Below are 24,171 nucleotides of genomic sequence, written 5' to 3'. Positions count from 1 at the left end.
TGAACGCGTCTGAGCCGTGCCGGGACGAGCCGGCACGGCTCAGTGCATCAGCGCGTCAAAAGCGTCAGCGCAGCAAGGGCGTCAGCGCAGCGCGAGGAAGGTGGCGGCGGCGACGGCGGCTCCGAGCACCGTGCCGACCAGCACCTGCGCGAGGGTGTGGTCCTTGAGCTCGACGCGGGACCAGCCGACGACGGCCACCAGCGGGTAGAGGGCGAGCATCCAGGGGCCGTAGGTGAGGGCCAGCATCGCGATCGCACCCGAGGAGACCGCGGTGTGCACGCTGACCTTCCAGAAGACGGTGATCGCCAGGATCACGACCAGGGCCGCGAGCATCGCCGCGACCAGCGCCGCCATCTCCCTCGGCGCGTGGCAGAGCAGCATCAGCGCCATGCCGCAGACCACCGAGGCCATGATCATCGGGATCACCACCAGCCGGTCCTGCCGACGCCGGACGTGCCGGTCGCCCCAGTGGCCGCGGCGCTCGCCGAGCTTGATCAGCACGATCGGGATCACGCCGCAGAAGAGCGCCGCCTCCACTCCCCAGCCGACGCCCACCAGGCGCTGCGCGTGCCAGCCCATCAGCAGCGTGACCAGGATGATCCAGTTCTTGGGCTCAAGGCCGTCGGTGATCAGGCGGGCGGGCCGGGACTCGGCGGCCTCGGCAGGCTCGGCGGGCTCGGACGGGCGGGGTTCCACCGGGTGGGCGGGAGCGGTCACTGGATGTCCTGGAGATCGGTGTCGGCACGGGAAGAGCTGGGCGCCGCGAAGGCCTCGGCGGCGGGCGAGTGGTAGGCCCGGGCGAGCCGGAGCAGTCGGCCGGTCTCGGTCGCGAAGTCGAGCTCGGCGAAGCTGGCGGCGCCCGGTGCGGCGGCCCGGCCCACCGGGGTGCGGCCCGCCAGCTTGGCCTCGCGGGCGGCCCGCAGCCAGAGCGCCTCGGTCATCGCGGTGAGTTCCTCGCCGTGCAGGCCGGCCCGCTCGGCGGCGCGGTCGGCCTGCTCGCGCACCTCCTCGGGGGCGTGCGGGGCGAGCACCAGGGCGGCGTCCCGGATCTCGATCACCAGGCGGTGCAGCCGCACCCGCGGGCCGCGGCCCAGGCTCGCGGTGAGCACGACGTCGGGCACCGCGCCGGTGAGCGAGGCCCACAGCGGGCGGATCCGCCGCGCGGTGCGCCAGTCCCGCAGGCCGCGCCAGGCGACGCCGACCGCCGGGATCGCGTTGCCGATCACGATCAGCGTGATCGCCAGCAGCTCGACGCCGTCCAGGGCGTCCTGGCTGACGAAGAGCGGCCGCCCGCACAGGTGCAGCACCACCTCGCAGCAGCGCAGCAGCGCGTAGCAGACGCCCACCGCGGTGCCCGCGCCGAGCATCCGCAGCCCGGTCCGCAGCCAGCCGGCGCCGGCCCGCCGCGCGTACGTCCAGAACAGCCAGCCGGCCACGGCCATCGAGGCGCCGAGGTAGCCGTTGAAGATCAGCGCGTAGCAGCCGGCGGGCACCGAGTCGCGGTAGGCCTGGTAGAAGTCCTGGACCTCCGCCGGCTGGTGGACCAGCGCGAAGGAGGCGGTCAGCGCCAGCAGCACGGCGAGCGCGGTGGCCAGGTGCGGTCGGCGGATCCGCGGGGCCAGCTCGGGCCGGGCCATCCCGACCACGAAGGAGAGCACCGCGGCGCAGGCCACGATGCCGATCTGGTTCTTGAACAGCACGGCGAGGTTGTGCACGCCGCTGAGCGCGTCGATCCGGCTCACCACGGCCGGCGTGCCGACGGTGTCGGCCAGCGTCAGCCCGGCGAACGCCGTCCACAGCGCGCGTTGCTGCGGCACCCGCACGGCGGACGGCAGCCGCCAGCAGGTGACCGCCCAGAGCAGGGCCAGCACGACCAGCTTCGAGGTGCTCATATGCTGCGGACCGGGTGGCCGAAGGCGTCGTTGAGGCGGTTCAGCACCTCGGCGGAGTCCGGCGAGGCCGGGTTGGTCTCAGCCCGGGTGGCGCGCTCCAGGATCAGGGTGGCCAGCGACTCGGCCTCGGTCTCCTGACGGCTGCTGTAACCGCTGCGGGCGAGCAGGCTGAGCACCCGGTCGGTGGACAGGCCCAGCTCCTCGTCCTCGGCCCGGGCGGCGCTCTGCTCGGCTGCCCGTACGGCGTCCTGGACGGCGCGCACCCGCGCCGCCTCGGCGCGCAGGGCGGCGGCCGGGCCCTGCGGCGAGACGTGGTCGAGCAGCATGTGCGAGATCTCGTGCAGCACGATCTGGGTCTTCAGGATGGGCGCGGCGCCCGCCTCGTAGAAGACCAGGTCGACGGAGTCCAGGCCGAGCCACATCCCGCACGGCAGCTCGTCGGCGACCGCGCCCTCCAGCGGCACCAGGCGCAGCGGGCGGCCGCGCCGCTCGGCGATCCGGCGGCAGAACTCGGCCAGCTCGAAGGGCTGCGGAAAGGTCAGCTGGTCGGCCAGCGCGACGAAACGGGCGCGCGACCGGCTACGCCACTTCATAGCCGTCCCGTCCCTCCGGTGTCGCCCCGACCGCGCGAACGGGCACCAGGCCCGATCGCGACCGCTCGGGAGTGGTCCTCGCGTCGCTGATCGAGAGTAATCGACCCGTAGCTTAGACCGACCGGGTGAACAAGCCTAGGGCGTGCGACGGCGGCGGCCGACTCGGCCGACCTCCGGCAGGCCTTCGACCAGCCGCACCTGGTCGACGATCGCGCGCACGCCCTTGAGCGCCTTCGGGGAGAGCCCGGCCAGCCGGAAGGCGACCGCCCGGATGTTGCTGTCGGCCAGCACGCCGGCCAGTTCGTCGACGAGCTCGGCGGCCGGCTCCGGCGCACCGGCCGGGCCCGCGGCGTCGCCGGTGCCGGCCTTGAGCTCGCGCACCCGCGCGTCGACCCGCTCGGCCACCGTGTCGTCCAGGAAGTACGCGGCCGGGACGCCGAAGAAGGAGGCGATGACCTCCAGGGTGTTGACCGTCGGGTTGGTCTTGGCCCCGGTGCGGATCTGCTGGAGCGTGCCGTGCGAGACCGTGGGGCCGCCCGCCGCCGCCTGCTTGCGGATCGCCTGGGCGACCTCGTGGTAGCTGAACGGGCCGCGGCCGGCCGGATGGATCTCCTGGAAGAGGTGGTCGAGCTTCTCCGCGATGGTCCGCCGGCGGGCTGGGGGCTGCTCACCCATCGACTCACCCATCGACGTCATCACTCCTCGCTGCGTGCGGCACTCGGCGTTCTGTTCGGAAGGCCCCAGTATCCACTGAATTAGACGCCTGACATGAGCAGATCCTCAAATTTCCATCACGGTTGACAGATCAGGGAGGGTGCAGCGTATGTTCGAGCGCGCGGCGTCCAACAAAATAGACGCCGTAGGGGTGGTGCACGGTCACACGGGGGTTGACCGTGCGCCACCGTCCCCCACCGCCGGGCCGGCGGCACCTGCGAGGATGGACGGGTGAACCAGGCTCCCCAGCGTCCGCGACTGATCGCCACCGACCTCGACGGCACCCTGCTCTGCCAGGGCGGCACGGTCTCCGCGCGGACGGCCGCCGCGCTGGCCGCGGCCGAAGAGGCGGGCATCCAGGTGGTCTTCGTGACCGGTCGCCCGCCGCGCTGGATGCAGTGGCTCGGCCAGCACATCGGCGGCCACGGGGTGGCGATCTGCTCCAACGGCGGGGTGGTCTTCGACGTCCGGCGCGAGCTGGTGCTGGAGAGCTTCCCGCTGCGCGCCGAGGTCACCGGCGAGGTGGTGGAACTGCTGCGCGGACGGCTGCCGGGGACGGCCTTCGCCTTCGAGTTCCCCGGCGGCTTCGCGCGCGAGCCGCAGTACCAGGTGCCGATGTGGGGTTCCGAGGGCGACCACCCGATCGCCACCGCCGAGGAGTTGCTGGCGGACGGCCGGGTGGCGGGCTGCTACAAGCTGCTCGCCAAGCACCCCGAGCTGGACCCGGACACCTTCCTCGAGCAGGGCCGGGCCGCGGTCGGCGCCCTCGCCGAGATCACCCGCTCCAGCCCGATACCGCTGCTGGAGATCAGCGCCCCCGGCGTCACCAAGGCCAGCACACTGGCCCGTTGGTGCGCCGAGCACGGCATCGACCGCTCGCAGGTGGTGGCCTTCGGCGACATGCCCAACGACCTGGAGATGCTGGCCTGGGCCGGCACCGGCTACGCCGTCGCCAACGCGCACCCGCACGTACTGGCCGCGGTGGCCAACCGCACCGTCAGCAACCAGGAGGACGGCGTCGCGCGGGTCATCGAGCAGCTGCTCGCCAGCTGAACATGCCTAGCCGAAGCGGCCGTTGACGTAGTCCGCGGTGCGCGGGTCGACCGGGTCGGTGAAGAGCCGGTCGGTCGGGCCGGCCTCGACGATCTGGCCGGGGGTGTCATGGCTGGCCAGGAAGAACGCGCAGGACTGCGAGACCCGCTGGGCCTGCTGCATGTTGTGCGTGACGATCACGATGGTCAGCCGGCCGCGCAGTTCGGCGATGGTCTCCTCGACCCGCCGGGTGGAGGTGGGGTCCAGCGCCGAGCAGGGCTCGTCCATCAGCAGGACGTCCGGCGAGACGGCCAACGAGCGGGCGATGCACAGGCGTTGCTGCTGGCCGCCGGAGAGCGCGCCGCCGGGGGTGTGCAGCCGGCCGCTGACCTCGCTCCACAGGCCCGCCCGGCGCAGACTGCTCTCCACCAGGTGGCGGCGCTCGTCGCGTTCGGTCCTGATGCCGGCCAGCTTGAGGCCGCTCGCCACGTTGTCCTCGATGGACATCGCCGGGAAGGGGTTGGGGCGTTGGAAGACCATCCCGATCCGCCGGCGCACCTCGGCCGGCCGGCGACCGGGCGCGTAGACGTCCTCGCCGTCCAGCAGCACCTCCCCGGCGAGCGCGGCGCCGCGCACCATCTCGTGCATCCGGTTGAGGATCCGCAGATAGGTGGACTTGCCGCAGCCGGACGGACCGATCAGCGCGGTGACCTGGCCGTCCGCCATGGTCAGCGAGACCCGCTCCAGCACCTTGTGCGAGCCGAACCAGGCGGAGACGCCCCGGGTCTCCAGGCCGGACAGGACCACCGTGTCGGCGGTGGTCGGCGGGTGGGCGGCGGTGGTGGTCATCGACGGTCCTTCCGGCAGGCGCAGCAGGGTCGGCGCAACAGGGTCAGTAGAGGTTGGGCAGCAGGGCGGCGGCGTTCTCGTACCCCGCCCAGAGCAGCGCGGCGAGCACCGGGGCGAAGGTCAGGTACGCCGCCCGCCGGTGCCAGTGCCGCACCGCCAGGGTCGCCGCCAGCACGGCGGCGAGCAGGGCCAGCGCCCACAGCTGCAGGGCGGCCAGCGCGCCGGTGTCCGCCGCGAGGGCGTGGTCGGCCGCGGTGAGCGCCGGACGGCCGCCCGGGTTCGGCTGCGGGTCGCCGTCCAGCCGGGCGCCGATCAGCACGGTGCCGGTCGGGATCCAGCCCGCGTCGCTGGTCGTCAGGACCAGTCGGGCCGGCGCCGCCGGGTCGCGCACCGGGTGGGTGCTGTCGCCGTAGGCGTTGACCGTGTAACTGAACCTGCCCTGGCCGGTGGTCGCGTAGATCTTGTCGCCGACCCGCAGCTCGGAGAGCCGGTCGAACGGGGCGCCGAACGCGGTGCCCCGCCCGAAGAGCACCGCGGTGCCGCGCTGGCCGGGCAGCGCGGTGTCCCGGCGGTGGCCGGGGCCGCGCATCAGATCGTGGCCGCTGGTTCCCTCGACCACCACCGCCTGGTGCAGGCCGATCGCGGGGATGTCCAGCACCGCGACCGGGTCACCGTCGGCGGCGGCGCCGGTGGGCGCGGTCGCGTTGGCGAGCTGGTAGCGGTAGGTCTTGTAGGCGGTGGACTGGAAGTGCTGCTCCTGGAAGCCGGAGAACGCCGTCAGATAGACCCCGAAGCCCAGCAGCAGGACCGCGAGCAGGGTCGCCGCCCACCCCAGCTGGAGCAGCAGCCGGCGGCGCCCCCCGGCGCCCGGAGTGTTGGGGGCCGCCGGGGCGGGCTGCGGACGCGGGGTCGGCGGCAGCTCGGGCGCCGGCTCGGGCGCCGGCTCCGGCGGCGCGAGGGTCGCGGTCATCGCGGGCCCCCCGCGACGGCGTCGGCGCGCCGCCGGCGCATCAACCAGCCGCCCAGGAACGGCGGGACGGCCACCACCGCGAGCAGCTCCAGCGCGGTGAGCGAGGTGAGCACCCAGTCCTCGGGGCGCCCGTCCACCGCGACCACCGAGGCGGGGGCGGCGAGCGAGCCGCCGGCTCCGGAGCCCGCGGCGGCGATCTGCTCGCCGGTCTGCGGGTCGATCGCGCCGGCGCTGCCGTCCGGCGAGGCCGCGCCGCCCGTAGCCGCGGCCGCACCGGTGCCGGCGCCGGCCGCGGTCCCGCCCGCGCCACCGGTACCCGCCTTGCCGCCCGTACCGCCGCCGGCGGACCCCGCGCCGCCGGTGGCGCTCGCGGAGGACGTGCCCAAGCCGCCGGCGCTCGGCTGACCATTCGTCATCACCACGCAGGTGAGCGGCTGGCCCACCTTGTCGCACGGGCTCGGCTGCGGCGCGGTGACCAGGACGGTGAGCTGGCCGGCCGAGTTGAACGTCGGGTTGGCGCAGTTGCTCAGCGTGTTGGGGTTCACCGGGCTGGCGTTGCCGGGGATCTGGGTGGTCTGCAGCAGTCCGCCGCGGACCAGCCCGCGCGGGATCGGCGAGTAGCCGATGTCGGCGACCTCGCCCTGCCCCTGGCAGAGCACATAGGAGAGGAACTGGCTCAGCGCGGCGCCCTTGGTGGTGTTGAAGCGCGGCGGCACCGGCAGGGCCGCGCCGGCCCGCGGCACGATCACGTAGCTGTAGCTGGAGACCGGGTAGGAGCGCGGGTCGGCGTTGGTGTAGACGCCGTCGAGGTTCTGCTGCAGGTAGTTCGGGTCGCTCGGTGGGGTGTTGTCGTCCACCCCGCGGATCTTCGCCGCGGTCAGCGCGACGGCCACGTTGGAGGCGGTCGGCAGGGTGTAGTAGCCGGCCGGGTTGAGCACCTTGACGACGGGCCAGTTGGCGGACTTGGCGAAGGCGTACTCGTCGTAGCCGATCGAGCCGAGCCCGGTCTGCGACATCACGTAGCCGGCCACGATGTCGGAGCCGTTCTGCGCCACCATCCGGCCCGAGGGCGGGAAGAACTCGGTGTAGTCGCCGCAGGTGACCTTGTTGACGCTGGTGCAGTAGGCGTCCCACTGCTGCTGGTGGGTGTGCTCCATCCAGCGGGTGAACTGCGCGGTGGCGCCGGAGCCGTCCGAGCGGACCACCGGGGTGACCTGGATGTGCGGCAGGGCGCGACCGTAGCTCGCGGTGATCCGCGGGTCGTCCCACCAGGTGATCTTGCCGGTGAAGATGTCCACCAGGTTGTCCGGCGACAGCCGCAGGTCGGTGACCTGCTTGCCGGCCAGCTTGAGGTTGTACATGAACGCCGTGCCGCCGGCGGTGATCGGGACGTAGGAGTACCCGTAGACCGGGTTCTCCGCGTTGCCGCCGCCGCTGCTGTGCACGCTGCCGCTGGCGCCGGTGTCGTCCTTGGTGCGGAACGGCACGTCGGAGGCGGTGAAGTCGTCCTGGTCCGCCTCCCACTGCTGGCGACCGGCGGCCGAGCCGTCGGGCTTGAAGTCGATCTGGATGCCCTCGGTGGTGACGTCGGTGCGCCACTGGTCGATCGCCGGGCCGGCCCAGCTGGAGCCCTCGGCGTTGAGCGAGGTGGTCGCGAAGGCCGGGGTGCCGGTCCCCAGCAGGAGCACCTGGGTGCAGAGCAGCAGGGCGAGCAGGACAGCCAGCGGTCGGACAGGGCGGTGAGCGGCTGCCCACGGCATGACGGTTCCTCCGATACGGATGCGGGAGCGGGTGCGCGGGCGGGAACTGGAGCTGGAGCTGGAGCTCATCAGGCCCGGGCCTCCCGGGCGGCCCGGCGGCGGCGCCGGCCCGAGGTGCCGGGGCGACGGCTGCCGAGTACCCGGGCGGTGACGAACAGGACCAGGACGATCGCCATCAGCAGCAGCGCGGCGGCGAAGCCCCGGGAGACCATGAAGGGGTAGGGCTGCCGGACGTAGTTCCAGATGTAGAGCGGCAGGCTGATCTGGTTCCCGCTGAACGGGTTGGCGTTGGTCCGGGTGGTGAAGCCCGCGGTCAGCAGCACCGGCGAGGTCTCGCCGACGCCGCGGGCCATCGCCAGCACCACCGCGGTCGTCAGGCCGGGCCGGGCGGTGGGCAGCACGACGTTCCACACCGTGCGCCACTGGCTGCCGCCGAGCGCGTACGAGGCCTCCCGCAGGGTGCCGGGGACCAGCCGGATCACCACCTCGGAGGCCCGGGTGACGATCGGCATCATCATCACGGTCAGCGCGATCGAGGCCGCGAAGCCGCTGGGCTGCAGCCCGAGGGTGAGGATCAGCACGCCGAGCACGAACAGGCCCGCGACGATGGACGGCAGCGCGGTCATCGCCTCCACCACCGTGCGCACCGGCCGGGCCGCCCGGCCGCCGATCTCGGAGAGGAAGACCGCCGCGGCGATGCCCAGCGGCACCGAGAACAGGGTGGCCAGGCCCAGCTGCTCCACCGAGCCGATCACCGCGTGCAGCGCCCCGCCCGAGGTGATCGGCGAGCGCGCCGCGGTGTGCTCCATGTCCTGGGTGAAGAAGTTGAGGTGCGCGGCGGCGTGCGAGCCGCGGATCGCGATGAAGCCGATCTGCTCGACGATCAGGACCACCAGCAGCGCCCCGGAGGTCCAGGCGACCAGCGAGACCACCCGCTCGCGCACCGTCCGCGGGTCCCACTGGAGGCTGCCGAGCGCGTAGCTGAAGGCCAGGAAGAGCAGGTACCAGCAGAGCAGGAAGCCCTGGGCGCCGCTGAACGGCAGCAGCCGCTCGTAGAGCAGCCAGTCCAGCGCCAGCGAACCCAGCAGCGCGCCGCCCAGGGTGAGCAGCTCGGGCCGGGTGACGCCGCCCAGCCGCAGTCGGTGTTCGGGGGCTTCGACGGCGGCGGCGACCGGGGCGGCCTGGGCGTCGGCGACCTTGGGGAGTTCAACCGTGGGCAGGTCGAGGGCGGTCATCGGGGGAGTTCCCTTCGGGGTCATGGTCAGTCCGCCGTACTGGCGCCAGAGCGGGAGCGACTGATGACCAGGCCCGCCAGCACGTTGACCAGCAGCGTGAGGGTGAAGAGCACCAGACCGGCCGCCATCAGGGCGGAGAGCGAGAGCGCGTCCGACTCGCCGAAGCGCAGCGCGATCAGCGCGGAGATCGAGTTGGCGCCGTTCTCCAGCACATGGCCGGTGATCTTGAAGGCCGGCGAGATGACCAGGGCGACCGCGATGGTCTCGCCCATCGCCCGGCCGAAGCCGAGCATCACGGCGCCGATCACGCCGCCGCGGCCGAACGGCAGCACCACCGTGCGCACCATCCCCCAGCGGGTGCTGCCCAGCGCGTACGCGCCCTCGCGCTCGCCCTGCGGCGCCTGCGAGAAGACCTGGCGGCTGAGCGAGGTGACGATCGGGATGATCATCAGCGACACGATCATCCCCGCGATGAAGGTCGAGGAGGTGTAGGAGGTGCCGATGTCGCCGGTGCTGACCTTGAGGAAGGGGATGAACCCCAGGTGCAGGGCCAGCCAGCGAATCACCCCGACGATCCGCGGCTGCAGGAAGTAGAAGCCCCACAGGCCATAGATGATGCTCGGCACCGCCGCCATCAGGTCGATCACCGAGACCAGCACGGCCCGCAGCCGGGCCGGCGCGTACTCGGAGACGAAGACCGCCGCGGTGAGCGAGACCGGGACGGCCAGCACCAGCGCGATCACCGCGATCAGCACGCCGTCCGGCAGCACGGCGGCGATGCCGAACTGGTGCGTCTCGGTGTCCCAGCGCATCTCGGTGAAGAACGACCAGCCGGTGGCGCGCAGCGCGGCGGAGCCGCGCAGCAGCAGGAAGAGCGCGATCAGGCCCATGATCACGAAGACCGACAGGCCGGCCGCCCGGAGCAGGCCGCGGAAGATCCGGTCGCCCGGGGTGACCGGCGCGGTGATCACGCGTGGCTGGTCCGGGCCCGGCTGGGTGGGTGGCGCGGTGAGGGCGGTTGTCATGGTCTGTCAGCTCTCCGGCTCCGACGGGACGGTAGGCGCTGGGCGGGACGGGGGGCGGCTGCCGCCCCCCGTCCCGCAGCGGTGGTCAGGTCCTGCGTCGCAGCCGGTTCAGCAGCCGGCCGCCCGCGGCGGTGCCGGCCAGCACCAGGGCCGCCGGTCCGCCGAGCAGCAGCACGGCGCCGGCGATCAGCACCAGCGGCAGCAGCAGCCGCGCGGTGCCGGCCCGGTCCGGTGCCGGCTGCCCGGCGGCGACCGGTGCAAGGGCCGGCTGGGTGCCGCCGGGCGACGGGGTGCCGGTCGCCGGCTTCGAGCCGGTGGGCGTGGTCGCCGGGGCGGCGGCGCCGTCCCCGCCGGTGGTGCCGGCGGCTGCCGCGGCAGCGGGCTCGGCGGCGCCCCCGGCTGCCGCCACCGGCGCGATGCTCGCCGAGGTGGCTTCCCCCGCCGGATTCGCGGTCGCGGCCGGCGCCGGGGCGGCGGCGGGCTGCTGGTTGCCCGGCAGCGCACCGTCCTGCGCGGCGACGTGGTTGGCCGCGGCCTGCGCCTGGGCCTGCTGGGCCGAGGTGAGGTCGGCGTAGCCGACCGCCAGCTTGCCCGGGTCGGGGCCGTAGAGCTGCCCGCCACCCAGGGCGGTCACCGACTGGACGAACTGCGAGACCGCGCTCGCCTTGGCCGCGCTGAGCCCGGCGGTCGGCACCATCGCGTACTGGACGGTGGTCAGCGGGTAGGCGTTCGGGTCCGCGGCGTACGGGGTGCCGCTCGCGCCGTAGGGCAGCTGCTGGGTGCCGGTCAGCGGGTCGACCGGCATGTCGCCTACCGCCGCCTGCATGGAACCGATGCTCGGTGCGACGAACGAGCCCTGGGCGTTGAGCAGTTGGGCCTCGGGCAGGCTGAACGCCTCGGCCTCGCCGGTGTCCAGGACGGCGATCAGCTGGCGGGTGCCCGGCAGTTCGGCCGGGCAGGCCGCGTGGTTGCCGGTGGCGTCCGCCAACGGGGCCTGGCAGGTGGGGGTGTCGGACAGGATGTGCCGGGCCACCTGGCCGAGCCCGCCGAGCTGCGGCGTCCAGTCGTACTGCTTCGCGTGCGGCTGGCTGCCGGCGCCCGAACTGTCCTCCGCCACAAAGGCGTTGACCGGGTAGCCGGCGAAGCCGGGCCGCAGGTAGTAGGTGTCGACGTGCATGCCCCACGGGTCGGGCTGGCCCTGCAGGAAGGCGGCCGCCTGCGGGTCGGCGGCGATCCAGTCGGTCAGCTGCTGGACCAGGTCGGTGGCGCCGCCGACCACGATCGGCAGGCTGGAGGGCACGCCCGGAGCGCACTTGGGCCACGTCTCGGGGGCGATCAGGCTCGGCGGGTTGAGCGCCAGGAACTCCTGGTCCTCGAAGATGCAGGCCGGGTTGCCGGCCACCGAGGCCGGGTCGAAGGCCGCGGTGGGAGTGGACGTGTAGGACTGCGTCAACTCCTTGGCCAGCAGCCGCGCGTTGAGCCGCATCTGGGTGATCTGCCGGCCGGTGGCCGGGTTGTCGACCTCGAAGGCCACCGAGATCCCGGCGTTGGCCAGCGGCGCGTAGACATAGGGTCGCGGCGCGGTCGGCGTGGTGTCGGGCAGCGCGGTCAGGGCGACGTCCGCGCCGGAGCCCTTCAGGAAGTTGCGCCGCGCCAGCGGCTCACCGCCGCCGAAGTTGTACTGCACGTTGAGCGGGCTGCTCGTCGACAGGCAGAGCCCCGAACGCCACTGCTGGACAGCCCGGTTGGCCATCTCCAGGCCCGCGATGGTCAGGTCCGCGGGGCCCGTCTTGCAGTCCGCGGCGGTCGGCGAGAAGGAGAGCGGGACGACCGTGCGGTGCGTCCAGGCGCAGGCCTCACCGGTCTGGTTGGAGTTCACCACGTTCGGATACGACAGCACGGTGGCGTCGCTGGCCTCGTTGAAGAAGCCGTCGTTGTCGTAGCTGTGGTCGTCGCAGTTGGTCGCGCCGGTGGGGTCGCCGTTGATCAGGGCGTCCACCCCGACCGCGTCGCCGCCGTAGTTGGGCTCTAGCACCAGCGAGCAGGGGTGGGTGGAGTCGCAGCCGAGCGTCTGGCTCTGGGCCGCGGTCCACACCTCGACGTTGGCCTGCCCGGTGCCGTCCGGCGCGGTGACCGCGATCGCGCGGTTGGCCGGGAACTCGGGCGAGCGGCCGGCGGCCGGCGCCGCCTGCTGGAAGCCGTCGGCGGGGATGCCGTTGTACAGCTCGGCGCCGTAGCAGTCGGTCGGCCCGGGGTTGGTGCCGCGGCACTGGTAGACCCGCACCGCGTAGAGCTTGTTGGGGTCGCCCTCCGGGACGGAGGTCACCGGGTTGCCCTGGGTGTCCACCGTGGGCGTGAAGCCCTTCCAGGACACGTGGACGATCTGGTCGGCCAGGCCGGTGGTCGGTGTCACCGTGATGCTGCCGGTCGGCCCGTACTTGCCGGCGGCGGGCTGCCAGACGGGCGGTCCTGTCACCGTGACGGCGCTCGCGTCGGCCGTGGCCCGCTGGGTGGTGCCGGCACTCAGCGGCAGCACCGCCAGGACGGCGACGATCGCCCAGGCCAGCACGGCGGACAGCCAGGCTCTGGACCACCACCCGTCGCCTCGCGGAAGTCGGTCACGGAGCTTCATGAGGGTACCTCCGGCAGTGCGCGCGGCAGACGAGCGAGGGCTACGGACATTGAGCGGACCAACGGATTCCCGATGGGGCCATCTCCTCATGCCCACATGACACTTGAAGACCGTTCAGGTGTACGAGGCCCCAACCGGGGCCCGACGCAAGGGCGTTGCTCCGCAGCGAGACCGAAAGGGCCCACGGTGGCGTGGGCCCTTGGATCGAACGGTCAGTTGGTGACGGTCAGCGCGAGGGTTCCGGTGTGCTGGCCGGCCGTGAAGAACGTGGTGTTCAGCTGGCTGTCCGCGTACTGGGCGCCCGCCGGGTCGATCTCCAGGTCGTCGGAGGTCAGCGTCTGGCTGGCGCCGTTCTTGGCCACCGCGGTGTTGCCGACCGGGTCCAGCAGGCTGACCGGGGCGGTCGCACCCAGCGGCACGCCGGTGACCGCCCAGTTGTCGGCGCTGAAGGCCAGGTTGGTGAAGATCGCGGTCTTGCCGGTCCGGATGTTGACCAGCAGCAGGCTGCCGCCGACCTGGACGTTGCCGTAGTAGCCCACCAGGCTGACCGAGCCCGCGGTCACCGGGAAGCTCGCCGAGAGGCCGGTGCTGCTGCTGTAGGAGGAGGTCGCACTGGGCAGCGCGATCGCGATGATGCCGGCCGCGGAGGACTGCTGCAGGAAGGTGCTGTCCTCCTGGATCACCAGGCTGCCGGTGGGCGCGGCGGGGGTGGCGGCCACGGCCGCACCACTCAGGCCAGTGACGGCGAGGACAGCGGTGGCAGCGGCGGTGGCGGCGACGCGGACGCGGTTGCGGGGCATGGAGGACTCCTTGTGAAGTGAACGGCCGTTCGGGGAGCGACCGGCGGCCAGGGAGCAAGCACCCCCTGGCCGCCGGATGGTGACGATGGATCAGCTACGCGTGGAGCGGGTGGAGCAGGTACGGGTGGATCAGATGTGGGTGGTGCTGCCGCAGGCGCCGATCGGCAGGGTCTGGAAGCCGTAGCTCTTCAGGTCGGCCTTGGCGGTGGCGTTGGTGCAGATCCAGCCGGAGGCACCGAAGATCGCCTTCAGCGCGGTGGCCTGCGTGCCGGTGGCGGTCCAGTCGCCACTGCGCACCACGTTGTAGACGTTGCGGCCGTAGTTGGTGGAGGTGAACGTCGGGTTCAGGGTGTGGGTCGAGGTGATCGGGAAGGTCCCGTCTACCGAGCGGATCGACAGGCTGCCGGGGGCGTCGGTCGTGGTGGTGTGGCCGCCGTAGACCTGGCCGATGTAGTGCGCGGCCGAGTACGGGAAGACCGAGTTGACGTCGGTGAAGACCGCGTCGGTGCCCTCGTTCTCCTCGGGGGTGTACGCCTCGACGCAGGAGCCGGGGGTGACCGTGGTGCCGCCGCCGATGGCCTTGAGGAAGAAGGCGCGGGTACCGGAGCTGAGCTGCGGCAGGTAGGCGTCGATCGTGGCGTTCGGGCCGGTGTAGCCGGAGACGTCGGTGATCTGGTTCCAGTTGGTGATCGAGCAGGTGTAGATGCCGAGCAGGTCGGCGGTGGTCAGGTTCGCCGGGGCGTTGCCCGCGGAGTTGCCCGCCCAGGAGACGCCGTCCTTGGCGTACGCGACGAACAGGTCGCTGGTCAGGTCACCGGTCTGCGGGGCGCGCGAGGAACGGGCGAAGTCCAGCGTGGTGTTGGTGTTGGCGTTCAGCGCGGCGACACCGGCGCTGGAGCCGTTCGGGCGGGCGATGGAGTTCGCGCCCGTCTTGGGGGTGATCGGCGAGGTGCCGGTCGCGTCCCAGCTGTACAGGCGGGGGGACGTGGTGTCGCCCTTGCCGGTCAGGAAGGCGTTGTAGTCGGTGGAGAACTGGTTGAGCACGGCCTGCGTGGTGTCCGAACCCGCACCCACGATGTCCTGGGCGGCCGGGGTCACGGTCGGGTCGGCCGAGGCCATACCGGCGGCGACGGTGGCGAGAGAGGTGGCGATGGCAAGGGTCGCGAACAGCTTTGCGGCAGTGTGACGCATGGTGCGTTTCCTCCGGTGGGAGATGCAGGCATGACGTGTCCGGGATCCGGGGTCGGATCCAGGCCGGGGGCGGCAGTTCCGACCGCCGTCCGACGGGACCGATCCTGTCCGCGTCACGCCGGGCCGGAAAGGTCCGACTGCGCCGACTGCGGTCAAGGTGAATTCCACTGTGCGGGAGCGGAGTTGGTTTAACCGCTGGCCAGCTCCGGTGCCTGGTGGGCCGATCCGGCCGGGGCTACCGGCCGGTGCTCCCGGACGTTCTTCTCGCGGTGGCCATTCGGGCCGGAACCGGACGCCTCGGCTTCACCACGGCCATCGCCCCTGCCAGCCGGTGGACTTCAACTCCCGTTCCAGGGAGTGGAGTCCGGCGCGGAAGCTCTCCAGCCCCTGGCGGCACTGGTCGCGGCGCAGATAGCCGCGGGCACTGCGGGCCACCGGTTCCTCGACCCCCGAACCGGGGCGGGTGCTGCGCGGCGGCAGGAAGGCCGACCAGCGCCAGGCCCGCGCCGCGTCCTGCGTCAGCGCGTACCGCAGGGCGGCTCGTTCGATCATCAATTCCCGCAGGGCGGTGGCCAGTTCGACCTCGCCGCGATACATCCTCGCGGACACCGCCAGTTGCCGGCCGTTGCCCGCCGCGAGCGACCAGCCGACCCGGCGGTCCGAACCCTGGACGGCGAGCAGCCGCGGGCCGCGCTGTGCGGCGCGGGATTCAGGCATCGGCGGAGGGTCTCAGCCCGTCGACGCCCGGTTCGACGAGCGGCTCGACGAGCGGCTCCTGGCGCTCCAGCAGTGCGACGAAGCGGCGGAAGGCGTTCTGGCAGGTCGCGTAGCGCTCGTAGGCCCGGCTGGAGCGGGCCCCCGGCAGGCCGCGCGGCCCCGGGACCACCCAGATCCAGCCGATCCCGTCCCGCACATGGGTGATCCGCGCGGTCAACTCCGCTGCGCCATGGCGTAATCCGTCGAACACCAGGGCCGCCTCGGCGGCCGACTCGTAGACCGCAGGGGAGATCGCCACGACCCGTCCGTTCGGCGCCTTGAGCTGCCACTGGTAGCGCCCGTTGGCCGTCCGCTCGGCCTGGAATCCGCCGCGAACGCCCGCCGCCCTCGCCCGGTTCCCGCCCACCTGGCCCACGGTCGCCCCCCTGTCAGGTTCCACGCCCACGCCGTGGGGCGGCCTGGGCCGTGGGTGTTGCGTAGAGATCGTGTGACCGCCACCCGCCGCGCGCAACCGTATGTGTGCAGAGCTGAGCACAGATAGAGCTGATGAGCGTTCAACGGTTCTATTGGCCCCGATGTTCTCCCTCGTTAATCTTGCGCGATCGCGCAACTCCTCTGCGTGACAAGGGAGTCGGCGCCTTGCCTGCAGGCGCCGTCTGTTCTATAAGTAATAGAGCAGATCAACAAGGAGCCGACGTGATCCTGAGCATTGACCCGAGCGGCCAGGTCCCGATCTACCAGCAGATCCGGGACCGGGTGGTCGAGGCGATCGCGGCCGGCGAACTCGCCGAGGGCAGCCCGCTGCCCTCGACCCGCCAGCTCGCGGCCGATCTCGGCATCAACTTCCACACCGCCAACAAGGCCTACGACCTGTTGCGGCAGGAGGGGCTGCTCGTCCTCAACCGCCGCAGCGGAGCGGTCGTCCAGCGCGACGCCCGCTCCGGCCCGGCGCTGCCCGGGTTCGCCGAGGAATGGACAACCCGGCTGCGCACTCTGCTGGCCGAGGCGGTGGCCCACGGCGTCGACGACGACGCGGTGCGCCGCGCCTGCGCCGACACGCTCACGTCGTTCGCGGTGGACGCGACTGCTCGGACGGATCAGACGGATCAAGGGGGAGAACCGGTATGACAAGCGAAGCCCTGTGGACTGACGCAGGCCTCCCGCTGCTGGTGCTGGCGGCGGCCTGGCTGACACCGGCACTGAGCGGGCCCACGCTGCCCTTCGGGGTGCGCGTCCCGGCCGAGCACGCCGACGAGCCGGTGATCGCCGAGCAGCGCTCGGTCTACCGGCGGTGGCTGGCCGGCGCCGGTGGCGTGCTGGTGCTGCTGGGCGCCGCGCTGGCCTTCGCGGCCCCCGCCTCCCCGCTGCGCGCCCTGCCGGCCGTGCTGAGCATCGCGCTCTGCCTGCCCTGCTACCTGCGCGCCCGACACGCGATCCTGGCGGTCAAGCAGCACGAGGGCTGGTACCGCGGGCTGCGCCAGGCGGTGACCGTCGACACCACGCTGCGCACCGACCCCGAGCCCTTCCCCTGGCTCTGGGGCCTGCCGGCGCTGCTCCTCACCGCCGCCACCGCGGTGCTGGGCGTGCTGCGCTACCCCGCGATGCCGCAGCGGCTGCCCACCCACTACAACGGCTCGGGCGTGGCCGACCACTTCACCGACAAGTCGGTCGCCGCCGCGTTCGTGCCGGTCTACGTGCAGCTGGGGCTGACCGCGCTGCTGGGCCTGACGGCCTGGTTCTCGTTCCGCTCCCGGGCCGACCTCGACCCGGCCCGTCCCGCCGCGAGCGCCTTCCAGCACCGCCGCTTCGTCGTGCGGATGGCGGCCTCGGTCCTGCTGCTGACCGCCTGCGCCGATCTGACCCTGCTGGTGGCCGCCTGGGGGATCTGGCACGGTGACCACACGATGGCCGCGCTCCCGCTGCTGCTGCCGGTGCTGCTCGGCACCCTCGGGGTGATCGCCGTCGCGGTGGTGACCGGGCAGAGCGGCAGCCGGATCGCGGCCCCCGCCGGCCCGGACACCGGCGCCGTCCACCAGGACGACGATCGCTACTGGCGGGCCGGGCTGTTCTACGTCAACCGCGAGGATCCGGCGTTCTTCGTGCCCAAGCGCTTCGGCGTGGGGTGGAGCGTCAACCTCGGCAATCCGTGGGCCGCGCTGCTGCTGGCGGTCCTGCTCGGCGGCGGCATCCTGGCGACTGTGCTGAACCACTGAGCCGCCGGGCCGAGGCTCAGAGCCGGGCCGACCAGCGCACCCGGGTGCCGCGGCGGTCGGGGCCCGGCTCGTGCCAGGCGTCGCCGCCGAGGTTCTCCGCGCGGCGGCGCAGGTTGGCCAGTCCGCTGCGGCGCCCGCCCTCGGGGATGCCCACACCGTCGTCGGTGACGCTGAGCAGCACCCCTGGCCGACCGGCCCGGACGGGCGCCTCGGGGTCACCGGGGACCGGGCGCCCGTGGTCGTCCAGTCGGACGGTGGCATCGACCTCCACACCGACCCGCGAGGCCCGCGCGTGGCGCGCCACATTGGACAGCATCTCCCGTAGCGCGGCCAGGAGTTGACGGGCGATCTGATCGTTGATCAGATTCTCCACCGGGCCGGTGAAGGTGACCGAGGGCTTGAAGCCGAGCGCTGCGGCGGCCTGGCTGCCCTCGCGCAGCACCCGGGTGCGCACGGTGTCCGGCTCGTCGCCGTGGTCGTCGTGCTGGAGGGCGTAGATGGTGGTGCGGACCTCCTGGATGGTGGCGTCCAGCTCGTCGACCGCGGTGTCAAGGCGCTCCTTCACCCCGGGCGCCACGGCCCGCCGGGCGGCGCTCTCCAACATCATCCCGGTGGCGAAGAGCCGCTGGATCACCAGATCGTGCAGGTCGCGGGCGATCCGGTCGCGGTCCTGGAAGACCGCCAACCGCTGCTGGTCGCGCTGGCCCTCGGCGAGCCGCAGGGCGAGCGCGGCCTGCGAGGCGAAGGTCTGCGCGAGCTGCTTCTCGGCGTCGCTGAACGGCCGCCCGCCCAGCGGCCGCCAGATGCAGAGCCCGCCGAGCACCCGGCCGGCCGCGATCATCGGCAGCGCCATCGCGGGGCCGAAGTCGCGGGCGATCCGCAGGTCCAGCAGCGGTTCGCAGGAGAGGTCCTCGACGAAGATGCTCTCGCCCGCCAGCAGTCGGCTCACATAGTCGGTCACCGGCACCAGCTCGCCGGCCACGAACTCGGCGGCCTCGCCCGAGGCGTGCGCGATCCGCAGGCCGCCGTCGGCGGTCGGCAGCACGATGAACCCCAGTGCGGCGTCCGCCAGTTCGCGCACCTGCTCGGCCGCCACCGCGAGCGCGGTGTGCGCCTCGTCGCTGGAGAGCAGCGCGGTGGTGACGGCGGCGGCGCCGGCGATCCAGCGCTCGCGGCGCAGGCCCGCCTCGTAGAGCCGGGAGTTCTCGATCGCCACACCGGCGGCGGCCGCCAGCGCGTGCACCACCTGGGCGTCCTCGGGCGTGAAGCCGCCGCCGCCCTGCTTCTCCGTCAGGTAGAGGTTGCCGAAGACCTCGTCGCGCACCCGGATCGGCTCGCCGAGGAAGGACTTCATCGACGGGTGGTGCGGCGGGAAGCCGGTCGAGCGCGGGTCACTCGCCAGGTCGTCCAGATGCAGTGGCTCGGGGCGGTCGATCAGCGCGCCCAGGATGCCGCGGCCCGAGGGGAGGTCGCCGATCGCCGCGGCGGTCGCCTCGTCGATGCCGACGTGGATGAAGTCGGACAGCCCGCTGCCGTTCGACGAGATCACCCCGAGCGCGGCGTAGCGCGCGTCCACCAGCTCGGCGGCGCCGGAGGCGATCCGCTCCAGGGTGGCGTGCAGGTCCAGGCCCGCGCCGACCGAGACGACGGCCTCGAGCAGCCGCTGCATCCGGTCGGTGACGGCCGCGGCGGACTGCAGCCGCTCCGCCACCTCGGTGACCAGGGTGTCCAGGCCGAGCGAGGAGATCTCGGGGACCCGGTGCGGTGCGGGTTCCTCATCCGATGTGGTCGCCATGGTTTGAGCCTAGTTTGCTCCGATTTGGACGGGCTCGCGACGGGCCACCTGCGCGCCCTCGGATCGGCATTCGCGATCCCACAGCTCGCGCAACCGGCCGCCCTCGCGCGCTGTCAGCTCCGCCCAGCCGCCACGCTCGACGATCCGGCCGCCGTCCAGCACCACGATCTCGTCCACCCCGGCGGTGGCCAGGCCGGCCAGCCGGTGGGTGATCAGCAGGGTGCCGCGGCCGGCGGTGGCGGCCAGCAGGTCGGCGGTGAGGGCGTCCGCGGTCGGCAGGTCGAGGTGCTCGGCCGGCTCGTCCAGGATCAGCAGCGGGAAGTCGGCGAGCAGCGCCCGGGCCAGCGCCAGGCGCTGGCGCTGGCCGCCGGAGAGCCGGTCACCGTGCTCGCCGACCATGGTGTCCAGGCCCTCGGGCAGGGTGTCCACCCAGTCGAGCAGCCGGGCCTCGGCCAGCGCCGCGCGCAGTTCCAGGTCCGAGCAGCCGGGCCGGGCCAGGCGCAGGTTCTCCCGCAGCGAGCTGTCGAAGACGTGCGCGTCCTGGGCGCACAGGCCGATCGCCCGGCGCACGTCGTCGCCGTCCAGCATCCTGGTATCCACAGCCTGTGGACGATCGGCGGCGAGCCGGACGCTGCCGCTCTGCTGGTCGAGCAGGCGCAGCAGGACGTGCGCGAGCGTGGTCTTGCCGGAGCCCGAGGGGCCGACCACCGCGATCCGGCGACCGGCGGCGAGGTCGAGGTCGATGCCGTCCAGCGCGTACGCCGAACGGCCGGGCCAGCGGGCCCGCAGGCCGCGCACGGACAGCGGGAACGGATCCTGCGGCGGCGCGGCCGGGGAGGTCGGCTCGGTCACCGGCTCCGGGGTGTCGAGCACCTCGGTGAGCCGCCGGGCGGCGGCCCGGCTGCGCTCGCGGAACTGCACGGCCACCGGCATCCCGGCCACCGCCTCGAAGGCAGCCAGCGGGGTGAGGATCACCACCGCCAGGCAGAGGCCGGAGAGCGAACCGCTGCTGACGCCGTGCACGCCGACGGCGGCGCACGCCGCCACGGTGAGGCCGGTGAGCAGCGCGGTCAGCCCCGCGCCGAGCGCCGCGGTGGCCGCCGACCGGGAGGCCAGCGCCGTCAGCCGCGCGTCGGCGGCCCGGACGGCGCCGAGCCGCGCGGGCAGCGCGCCGGCCACCGTGAGCTCGGCGGTGCCGGTGCAGGTGTCGACCACGGCGGTGGCCAACGCGCCTCTGGCGGGCGCCTGTTGACGCTCGGCCTGGCCCGCGAGGAGGGTCGACAGGGTCGGCACGGCGGCGCCGGCCAGGAGAAGACCGAGGCCGAGCAGGAGGCCGGCGGCGGGCAGGAAGAGCGCGAGCGCGGCGGCGGAGGCCAGCGAGACGGTCAGCGCGACGGCGGCCGGCAGGCGCCAGCGTAGGTACCGGTCCTGCAGCGAGTCGACGTCGGCCACCAGCCGGGAGAGCAGGTCACCGCGGCGGAAGGCCGGCAGCGCGCTCGGGGCCAGCCGCTCCAGTCGGCGGTAGACGGTGGTGCGCAGGCCGCCGAGCGTGCGCAGCACCGCGTCGTGCGAGACGAGTCGCTCGGCGTAGCGGAAGACGCTGCGGCCGACGCCGAGGGCGCGCACCGAGGTGACGGCCATCATCAGGTAGAGCACGGGGGGCTGCTGCGAGGCGCGGGAGATCAGCCAGCCGGACAGCGCGAGGAGCGCTACCGCGCAGCCGAGCGCGAGGCTGCCGAGCAGGACGGCGAGGCTCAAGCGGGGGGTGGTGGCGGCTTGGGGGCTCTCGGGTGGGTGGGTGCGGGGGTGGCTCCCGGGGTGGTCGCTGCGGGGGGCTGCATGATTTTCTGACTGCCGCAGAGGTGTGGGGGTGGTGTCTCGCCGTTCGGCAGTCTGAAAATCACGCACCACGCCCCCCTCCGCGACCACCCCGTCCGCCACCCCCTCCCGCAGCGCGACCCTCTCGCTTGGGTGGGGGGTGAGGGGGGTGAGGGGGGTGAGGGGGGTGAGGGGGGTGAGGGGGGTAAGGGAGGTGCGGAGGTTCAGCTCGATGTGGCGGTCCGCTACCGCCAGCAGGGCAGGCCTGTGAGCCACAAGGAGCACAGTGCGCCGCGGGTCGGCCGCCAGCGCGCGGACCGCGGCCACCACCGCGGCTTCGCTCTCGCCGTCCAGGTTGGCGGTCGGCTCGTCCAGCAGCACCAGCGGGCGATCGGTGGCGAGCAGCGCCCGGGCCAGGGCCAGGCGCTGGCGCTGACCTGCCGACAGGCCCGTGCCGCCCTCGCCGAGGGGGGTGTCCAGGCCCTGCGGGAGGTGGTCGACGAAGTCCAGGGCTTGCGCGGCGGTCAGGGCTGTGCGCAGCTCGGCGTCAGTTGCGTCGGGGTAGCCGAGGCGGACGTTGTCGGCGATGGTGCCGGCGAAGAGGTGCGGGCGCTGCGGGACCCAGGCGATCTGCGCGTGCCAGGAGGTCGGGTCGAGGTCGTTCAGGCGGTACGACGAGCCGTCGGCCGCCGTGATCCGCACCTCCCCTGCGTCGGGGCGGACGAAGCCGAGCAGGGCCGCGAGCAGCGTGCTCTTGCCCGCCCCGCTGGCGCCGGTGAGCGCCAGTGTCTCGCCGGGGTGGATGGTGAGAGTGAGGTCGCACAATGCGGGTGTGCTGCGACCATGGTGGGTGACCGTCAGCTTCTCGATGCTCAGCGCGGCGCCGGCCAGCGGCGGAGCCGGCACCGTCCCGGCGGGCGGCAGCGGGGTCTCCAGCACGGTGAAGATCTGGTCCGCGGCGGCCAGGCCCTCGACGCTGGAGTGGTAGAGCGCGCCGACCTGGCGCAGCGGGAAGTAGACCTCCGGCGCCAGGATCAGCACCAGCAGACCGGTCTGCAGCGGCAGCGTGCCGTCCACCAGGCGGAAGCCGATGGAGACCGCGACCAGCGCGACCGAGATGGTGGAGAGCAGTTCCAGCGCGAAGGAGGAGACGAAGGCGATCCGCAGCGTGCGCAGGGTGGCCCGGCGGTACTCGTCGGTGATCCTGGCGATGGTCTCCGCCTGCGCCTTGGCGCGGTTGAAGATCTTCAGCGTGGGCAGGCCGCCGACCACGTCCAGGAAGTGGTGCGAGAGGCGGGACAGGGCCTGCCACTGGCTGTCCATCCGGGACTGGGTGGCCAGGCCGATCAGGATCATGAAGCCCGGGATCAGCGGGAGGGTGCCGGCGATGATCGCCGCCGAGATCCAGTCCGCGCCGAGGATCCGGGCCAGCAGCACCACCGGCACCGCCACGGCGAGCGCCAGCTGCGGGAGGTAGCGGGCGAAGTAGTCGTCGAGGGCGTCGACGCCGCGGGTGGCGAGGGTGGTGAGTTCGCCGGTGCGGCGGCTGGAGAGGTAGCCCGGGCCGAGCGCGGTGGCGTGGTCGAGCAGCCGCCGGCGCAGCACCGACTTGACCCGGGCCACCGAGCGATGGGCCGTCAGCTCGGTCAGCCAGGCCACCGCGGCCCGGCCGACCGCGGTGGCGGCGAGCAGCAGTAGCGGCGTGCGGAGTTGGTCGATCCCCTGGCCGTGCTGGAAGCAGCGGACGGTGATCTCGGCTATCAGGGTGGCCTGGCAGAGCACCAGCACCGCGCCCAGCGCACCGAGCAGCACGGAGCCGGCCAGGAAGGCCCGGGTGGTCCGGGCGTAGCTGAGCAACCGGGGGTCGACGGGCTTCATCTCAGGCTCCGGTCACCGGTGCGGCGGGTTCGACGGGCTCGGTGTGCTCGCCGGACGGGATGTGCTGGACGCCGATCCGCTTGCGGAACACCCAGTACGTCCAGCCCTGGTAGAGCAGGACGAGGGGGGTGAAGACCGCGGCGACGATCGTCATCAGCTTCAGCGTGTAGGGGGAGGAGGAGGCGTTGGTGACGGTGAGGCTGAAGGCCGGGTCCAGCGTGGAGGGCATCACGTCCGGGAACAGCGAGAGGAAGAACATCGCGACGGCGGCCACGATGGTCAGCCCCGACAGGACGAACGCCCAGCCCTCGCGGGCCAGTTGGTTGGCCACCAGGGCGCCGAGCAGGGCCAGTACGGCGACGGCGAGGGCGGCCAGGCTCCAGCCGGTGCCGTGGTGCAGCTGGGTCCAGGTCAGGAAGGCCAGCGCGAGGAACGCCGTCAGGAGGCCGAGCCGCAGCGCCAGCGCGCGGGCCCGGCTGCGGATGTCGCCGACCGTCTTCAGCGCGGCGAAGACCGCGCCGTGGAAGGTGAAGAGGCTGAGCGTGACCAGGCCGCCGAGCAGCGCGTACGGGTTCAGCAGGTCCCAGAAGCTGCCGGTGTAGTTCTTCTGCTGGTCGATGGCCACGCCGTGGGTGATGTTGGCGAAGGCCACGCCCCAGAGGAAGGCGGGCAGCAGCGAGGTCCAGAAGATCGCGTGCTCCCAGCTGCGCTGCCAGCGCTCCTCGGAGCGCTTGTGGCGGTACTCGAAGGCGACGCCGCGCACGATCAGGCAGACCAGGATCATCAGCAGCGGGAGGTAGAAGCCGCTGAACAGGGTGGCGTACCAGTCGGGGAAGGCGGCGAAGGTCGCGCCGCCGGCGGTGAGCAGCCAGACCTCGTTGCCGTCCCAGACCGGGCCGATCGTGTTGATCAGGACGCGGCGCTCGGCCCGGTCCCGGGCGAGCAGCTTGGTGAGCACGCCGATCCCGAAGTCGAAGCCTTCGAGGAAGAAGTAGCCGATCCAGAGGACGGCGATGAGGACGAACCAGATGTCGTGGAGTTGCATGGCGGTGGGTCC

Annotated in this window: 20 protein-coding genes; 3 read left to right on the top strand and 17 right to left on the bottom strand. The window is 73.0% G+C overall.

The window, feature by feature from the left end:
* Positions 1 to 81 precede the first annotated feature (81 nt).
* From P3T34_RS21480 to P3T34_RS21465, 4 genes are all read right to left on the bottom strand, one after another.
* The gene (locus P3T34_RS21480) at positions 82 to 717 is read right to left on the bottom strand and encodes a hypothetical protein (protein WP_280667665.1); all 636 of its coding nucleotides are present in this window, start codon (positions 715 to 717) and stop codon (positions 82 to 84) included.
* Entirely contained in the window at positions 714 to 1,892 is a 1,179-nt protein-coding gene (locus P3T34_RS21475) for an MAB_1171c family putative transporter (protein WP_280667664.1), read from the bottom strand. Before P3T34_RS21475 ends, P3T34_RS21480 begins: the two co-directional genes overlap by 4 nt.
* Entirely contained in the window at positions 1,889 to 2,485 is a 597-nt protein-coding gene (locus P3T34_RS21470) for a hypothetical protein (protein ID WP_280667663.1), read from the bottom strand. The genes P3T34_RS21475 and P3T34_RS21470 overlap by 4 nt, the downstream gene beginning before the upstream one ends.
* 135 nt (positions 2,486 to 2,620) lie before the next feature.
* Positions 2,621 to 3,181, bottom strand: coding sequence for a helix-turn-helix transcriptional regulator (locus tag P3T34_RS21465; protein WP_280667662.1), 561 nt, complete (start codon positions 3,179 to 3,181; stop codon positions 2,621 to 2,623).
* A 249-nt stretch (positions 3,182 to 3,430) separates the two neighbouring features.
* Between P3T34_RS21465 and P3T34_RS21460 the strand changes: the two genes are divergently transcribed.
* Positions 3,431 to 4,252, top strand: a complete 822-nt coding sequence (locus P3T34_RS21460; RefSeq protein WP_280667661.1) for a Cof-type HAD-IIB family hydrolase — start codon at positions 3,431 to 3,433, stop codon at positions 4,250 to 4,252.
* 6 nt (positions 4,253 to 4,258) lie between these two features.
* Here P3T34_RS21460 and P3T34_RS21455 read toward each other — a convergent pair whose 3' ends face one another.
* From P3T34_RS21455 to P3T34_RS21410, 10 genes are all read right to left on the bottom strand, one after another.
* Positions 4,259 to 5,080, bottom strand: coding sequence for a phosphate ABC transporter ATP-binding protein (locus P3T34_RS21455; RefSeq protein WP_280667660.1), 822 nt, complete (start codon positions 5,078 to 5,080; stop codon positions 4,259 to 4,261).
* A gap of 43 nt (positions 5,081 to 5,123) precedes the next feature.
* A complete protein-coding gene (locus P3T34_RS21450; protein ID WP_280667659.1) occupies positions 5,124 to 6,050 on the bottom strand; it encodes a class E sortase in 927 nt (308 codons plus the stop codon).
* The gene (locus tag P3T34_RS21445; RefSeq protein WP_280667658.1) at positions 6,047 to 7,810 is read right to left on the bottom strand and encodes a substrate-binding domain-containing protein; all 1,764 of its coding nucleotides are present in this window, start codon (positions 7,808 to 7,810) and stop codon (positions 6,047 to 6,049) included. Before P3T34_RS21445 ends, P3T34_RS21450 begins: the two co-directional genes overlap by 4 nt.
* 68 nt (positions 7,811 to 7,878) lie before the next feature.
* Positions 7,879 to 9,045, bottom strand: a complete 1,167-nt coding sequence (gene pstA / locus P3T34_RS21440; protein WP_280667657.1) for a phosphate ABC transporter permease PstA — start codon at positions 9,043 to 9,045, stop codon at positions 7,879 to 7,881.
* A gap of 26 nt (positions 9,046 to 9,071) precedes the next feature.
* Entirely contained in the window at positions 9,072 to 10,070 is a 999-nt protein-coding gene (pstC, locus tag P3T34_RS21435) for a phosphate ABC transporter permease subunit PstC (RefSeq protein WP_280667656.1), read from the bottom strand.
* An 85-nt stretch (positions 10,071 to 10,155) separates the two neighbouring features.
* Complete coding sequence (locus P3T34_RS21430; RefSeq protein WP_280667655.1) at positions 10,156 to 12,702, bottom strand: hypothetical protein; 2,547 nt, start codon at positions 12,700 to 12,702, stop codon at positions 10,156 to 10,158.
* Between the two features lie 212 nt (positions 12,703 to 12,914).
* Positions 12,915 to 13,502, bottom strand: coding sequence for a hypothetical protein (locus P3T34_RS21425; protein ID WP_280667654.1), 588 nt, complete (start codon positions 13,500 to 13,502; stop codon positions 12,915 to 12,917).
* Between the two features lie 129 nt (positions 13,503 to 13,631).
* A complete protein-coding gene (locus tag P3T34_RS21420; RefSeq protein WP_280667653.1) occupies positions 13,632 to 14,693 on the bottom strand; it encodes a substrate-binding domain-containing protein in 1,062 nt (353 codons plus the stop codon).
* A gap of 303 nt (positions 14,694 to 14,996) precedes the next feature.
* The gene (locus P3T34_RS21415) at positions 14,997 to 15,410 is read right to left on the bottom strand and encodes a hypothetical protein (RefSeq protein ID WP_280667652.1); all 414 of its coding nucleotides are present in this window, start codon (positions 15,408 to 15,410) and stop codon (positions 14,997 to 14,999) included.
* Positions 15,403 to 15,849, bottom strand: coding sequence for a hypothetical protein (locus P3T34_RS21410; RefSeq protein ID WP_280667651.1), 447 nt, complete (start codon positions 15,847 to 15,849; stop codon positions 15,403 to 15,405). The genes P3T34_RS21415 and P3T34_RS21410 overlap by 8 nt, the downstream gene beginning before the upstream one ends.
* A gap of 257 nt (positions 15,850 to 16,106) precedes the next feature.
* On the opposite strand from P3T34_RS21410, the gene P3T34_RS21405 reads away from it, so the two are divergent.
* Both P3T34_RS21405 and P3T34_RS21400 read left to right on the top strand, forming a co-directional pair.
* Complete coding sequence (locus tag P3T34_RS21405; protein WP_280667650.1) at positions 16,107 to 16,538, top strand: GntR family transcriptional regulator; 432 nt, start codon at positions 16,107 to 16,109, stop codon at positions 16,536 to 16,538.
* Complete coding sequence (locus P3T34_RS21400) at positions 16,535 to 17,623, top strand: DUF5808 domain-containing protein (protein WP_280667649.1); 1,089 nt, start codon at positions 16,535 to 16,537, stop codon at positions 17,621 to 17,623. The genes P3T34_RS21405 and P3T34_RS21400 overlap by 4 nt, the downstream gene beginning before the upstream one ends.
* A gap of 16 nt (positions 17,624 to 17,639) precedes the next feature.
* Here the strand turns inward: P3T34_RS21400 and P3T34_RS21395 are convergent, their stop codons facing one another.
* The 3 genes from P3T34_RS21395 to cydB are packed head-to-tail and all read right to left on the bottom strand — an operon-like array spanning position 17,640 to position 24,159.
* On the bottom strand, positions 17,640 to 19,418 hold the full coding sequence (locus P3T34_RS21395; RefSeq protein WP_280667648.1) for a GAF domain-containing protein: 1,779 nt from the start codon (positions 19,416 to 19,418) through the stop codon (positions 17,640 to 17,642).
* Between the two features lie 9 nt (positions 19,419 to 19,427).
* Positions 19,428 to 23,114 carry a thiol reductant ABC exporter subunit CydD gene (gene cydD, locus P3T34_RS21390; RefSeq protein WP_280667647.1) on the bottom strand — a complete coding sequence of 1,229 codons (3,687 nt, stop codon included), beginning with the start codon at positions 23,112 to 23,114 and terminating at the stop codon, positions 19,428 to 19,430.
* Position 23,115: 1 nt separating this feature from the next.
* Positions 23,116 to 24,159: a cytochrome d ubiquinol oxidase subunit II gene (gene cydB, locus P3T34_RS21385; protein ID WP_280667646.1), complete on the bottom strand. Its 1,044-nt coding sequence runs from the start codon at positions 24,157 to 24,159 to the stop codon at positions 23,116 to 23,118.
* Positions 24,160 to 24,171 lie beyond the last annotated feature (12 nt).

The sequence above is a fragment of the Kitasatospora sp. MAP12-44 genome (assembly GCF_029892095.1).
Classification (GTDB): Bacteria; Actinomycetota; Actinomycetes; order Streptomycetales; family Streptomycetaceae; genus Kitasatospora.
This window is presented reverse-complemented; position numbering and strand designations above follow the sequence as displayed.

Coding starts and splice junctions, on each gene's coding strand:
- P3T34_RS21465 (WP_280667662.1), bottom strand. CDS start 3,181: ATGACGTCGATGGGTGAGTCGATGGGTGAGCAGCCCCCAGCCCGCCGG.
- P3T34_RS21475 (WP_280667664.1), bottom strand. CDS start 1,892: ATGAGCACCTCGAAGCTGGTCGTGCTGGCCCTGCTCTGGGCGGTCACC.
- P3T34_RS21415 (WP_280667652.1), bottom strand. CDS start 15,410: ATGCCTGAATCCCGCGCCGCACAGCGCGGCCCGCGGCTGCTCGCCGTC.
- P3T34_RS21395 (WP_280667648.1), bottom strand. CDS start 19,418: ATGGCGACCACATCGGATGAGGAACCCGCACCGCACCGGGTCCCCGAG.
- P3T34_RS21455 (WP_280667660.1), bottom strand. CDS start 5,080: ATGACCACCACCGCCGCCCACCCGCCGACCACCGCCGACACGGTGGTC.
- cydD (WP_280667647.1), bottom strand. CDS start 23,114: ATGAAGCCCGTCGACCCCCGGTTGCTCAGCTACGCCCGGACCACCCGG.
- P3T34_RS21430 (WP_280667655.1), bottom strand. CDS start 12,702: ATGAAGCTCCGTGACCGACTTCCGCGAGGCGACGGGTGGTGGTCCAGA.
- P3T34_RS21425 (WP_280667654.1), bottom strand. CDS start 13,502: ATGCCCCGCAACCGCGTCCGCGTCGCCGCCACCGCCGCTGCCACCGCT.
- P3T34_RS21470 (WP_280667663.1), bottom strand. CDS start 2,485: ATGAAGTGGCGTAGCCGGTCGCGCGCCCGTTTCGTCGCGCTGGCCGAC.
- P3T34_RS21400 (WP_280667649.1), top strand. CDS start 16,535: ATGACAAGCGAAGCCCTGTGGACTGACGCAGGCCTCCCGCTGCTGGTG.
- P3T34_RS21450 (WP_280667659.1), bottom strand. CDS start 6,050: ATGACCGCGACCCTCGCGCCGCCGGAGCCGGCGCCCGAGCCGGCGCCC.
- pstA (WP_280667657.1), bottom strand. CDS start 9,045: ATGACCGCCCTCGACCTGCCCACGGTTGAACTCCCCAAGGTCGCCGAC.
- pstC (WP_280667656.1), bottom strand. CDS start 10,070: ATGACAACCGCCCTCACCGCGCCACCCACCCAGCCGGGCCCGGACCAG.
- P3T34_RS21445 (WP_280667658.1), bottom strand. CDS start 7,810: ATGCCGTGGGCAGCCGCTCACCGCCCTGTCCGACCGCTGGCTGTCCTG.
- P3T34_RS21420 (WP_280667653.1), bottom strand. CDS start 14,693: ATGCGTCACACTGCCGCAAAGCTGTTCGCGACCCTTGCCATCGCCACC.
- cydB (WP_280667646.1), bottom strand. CDS start 24,159: ATGCAACTCCACGACATCTGGTTCGTCCTCATCGCCGTCCTCTGGATC.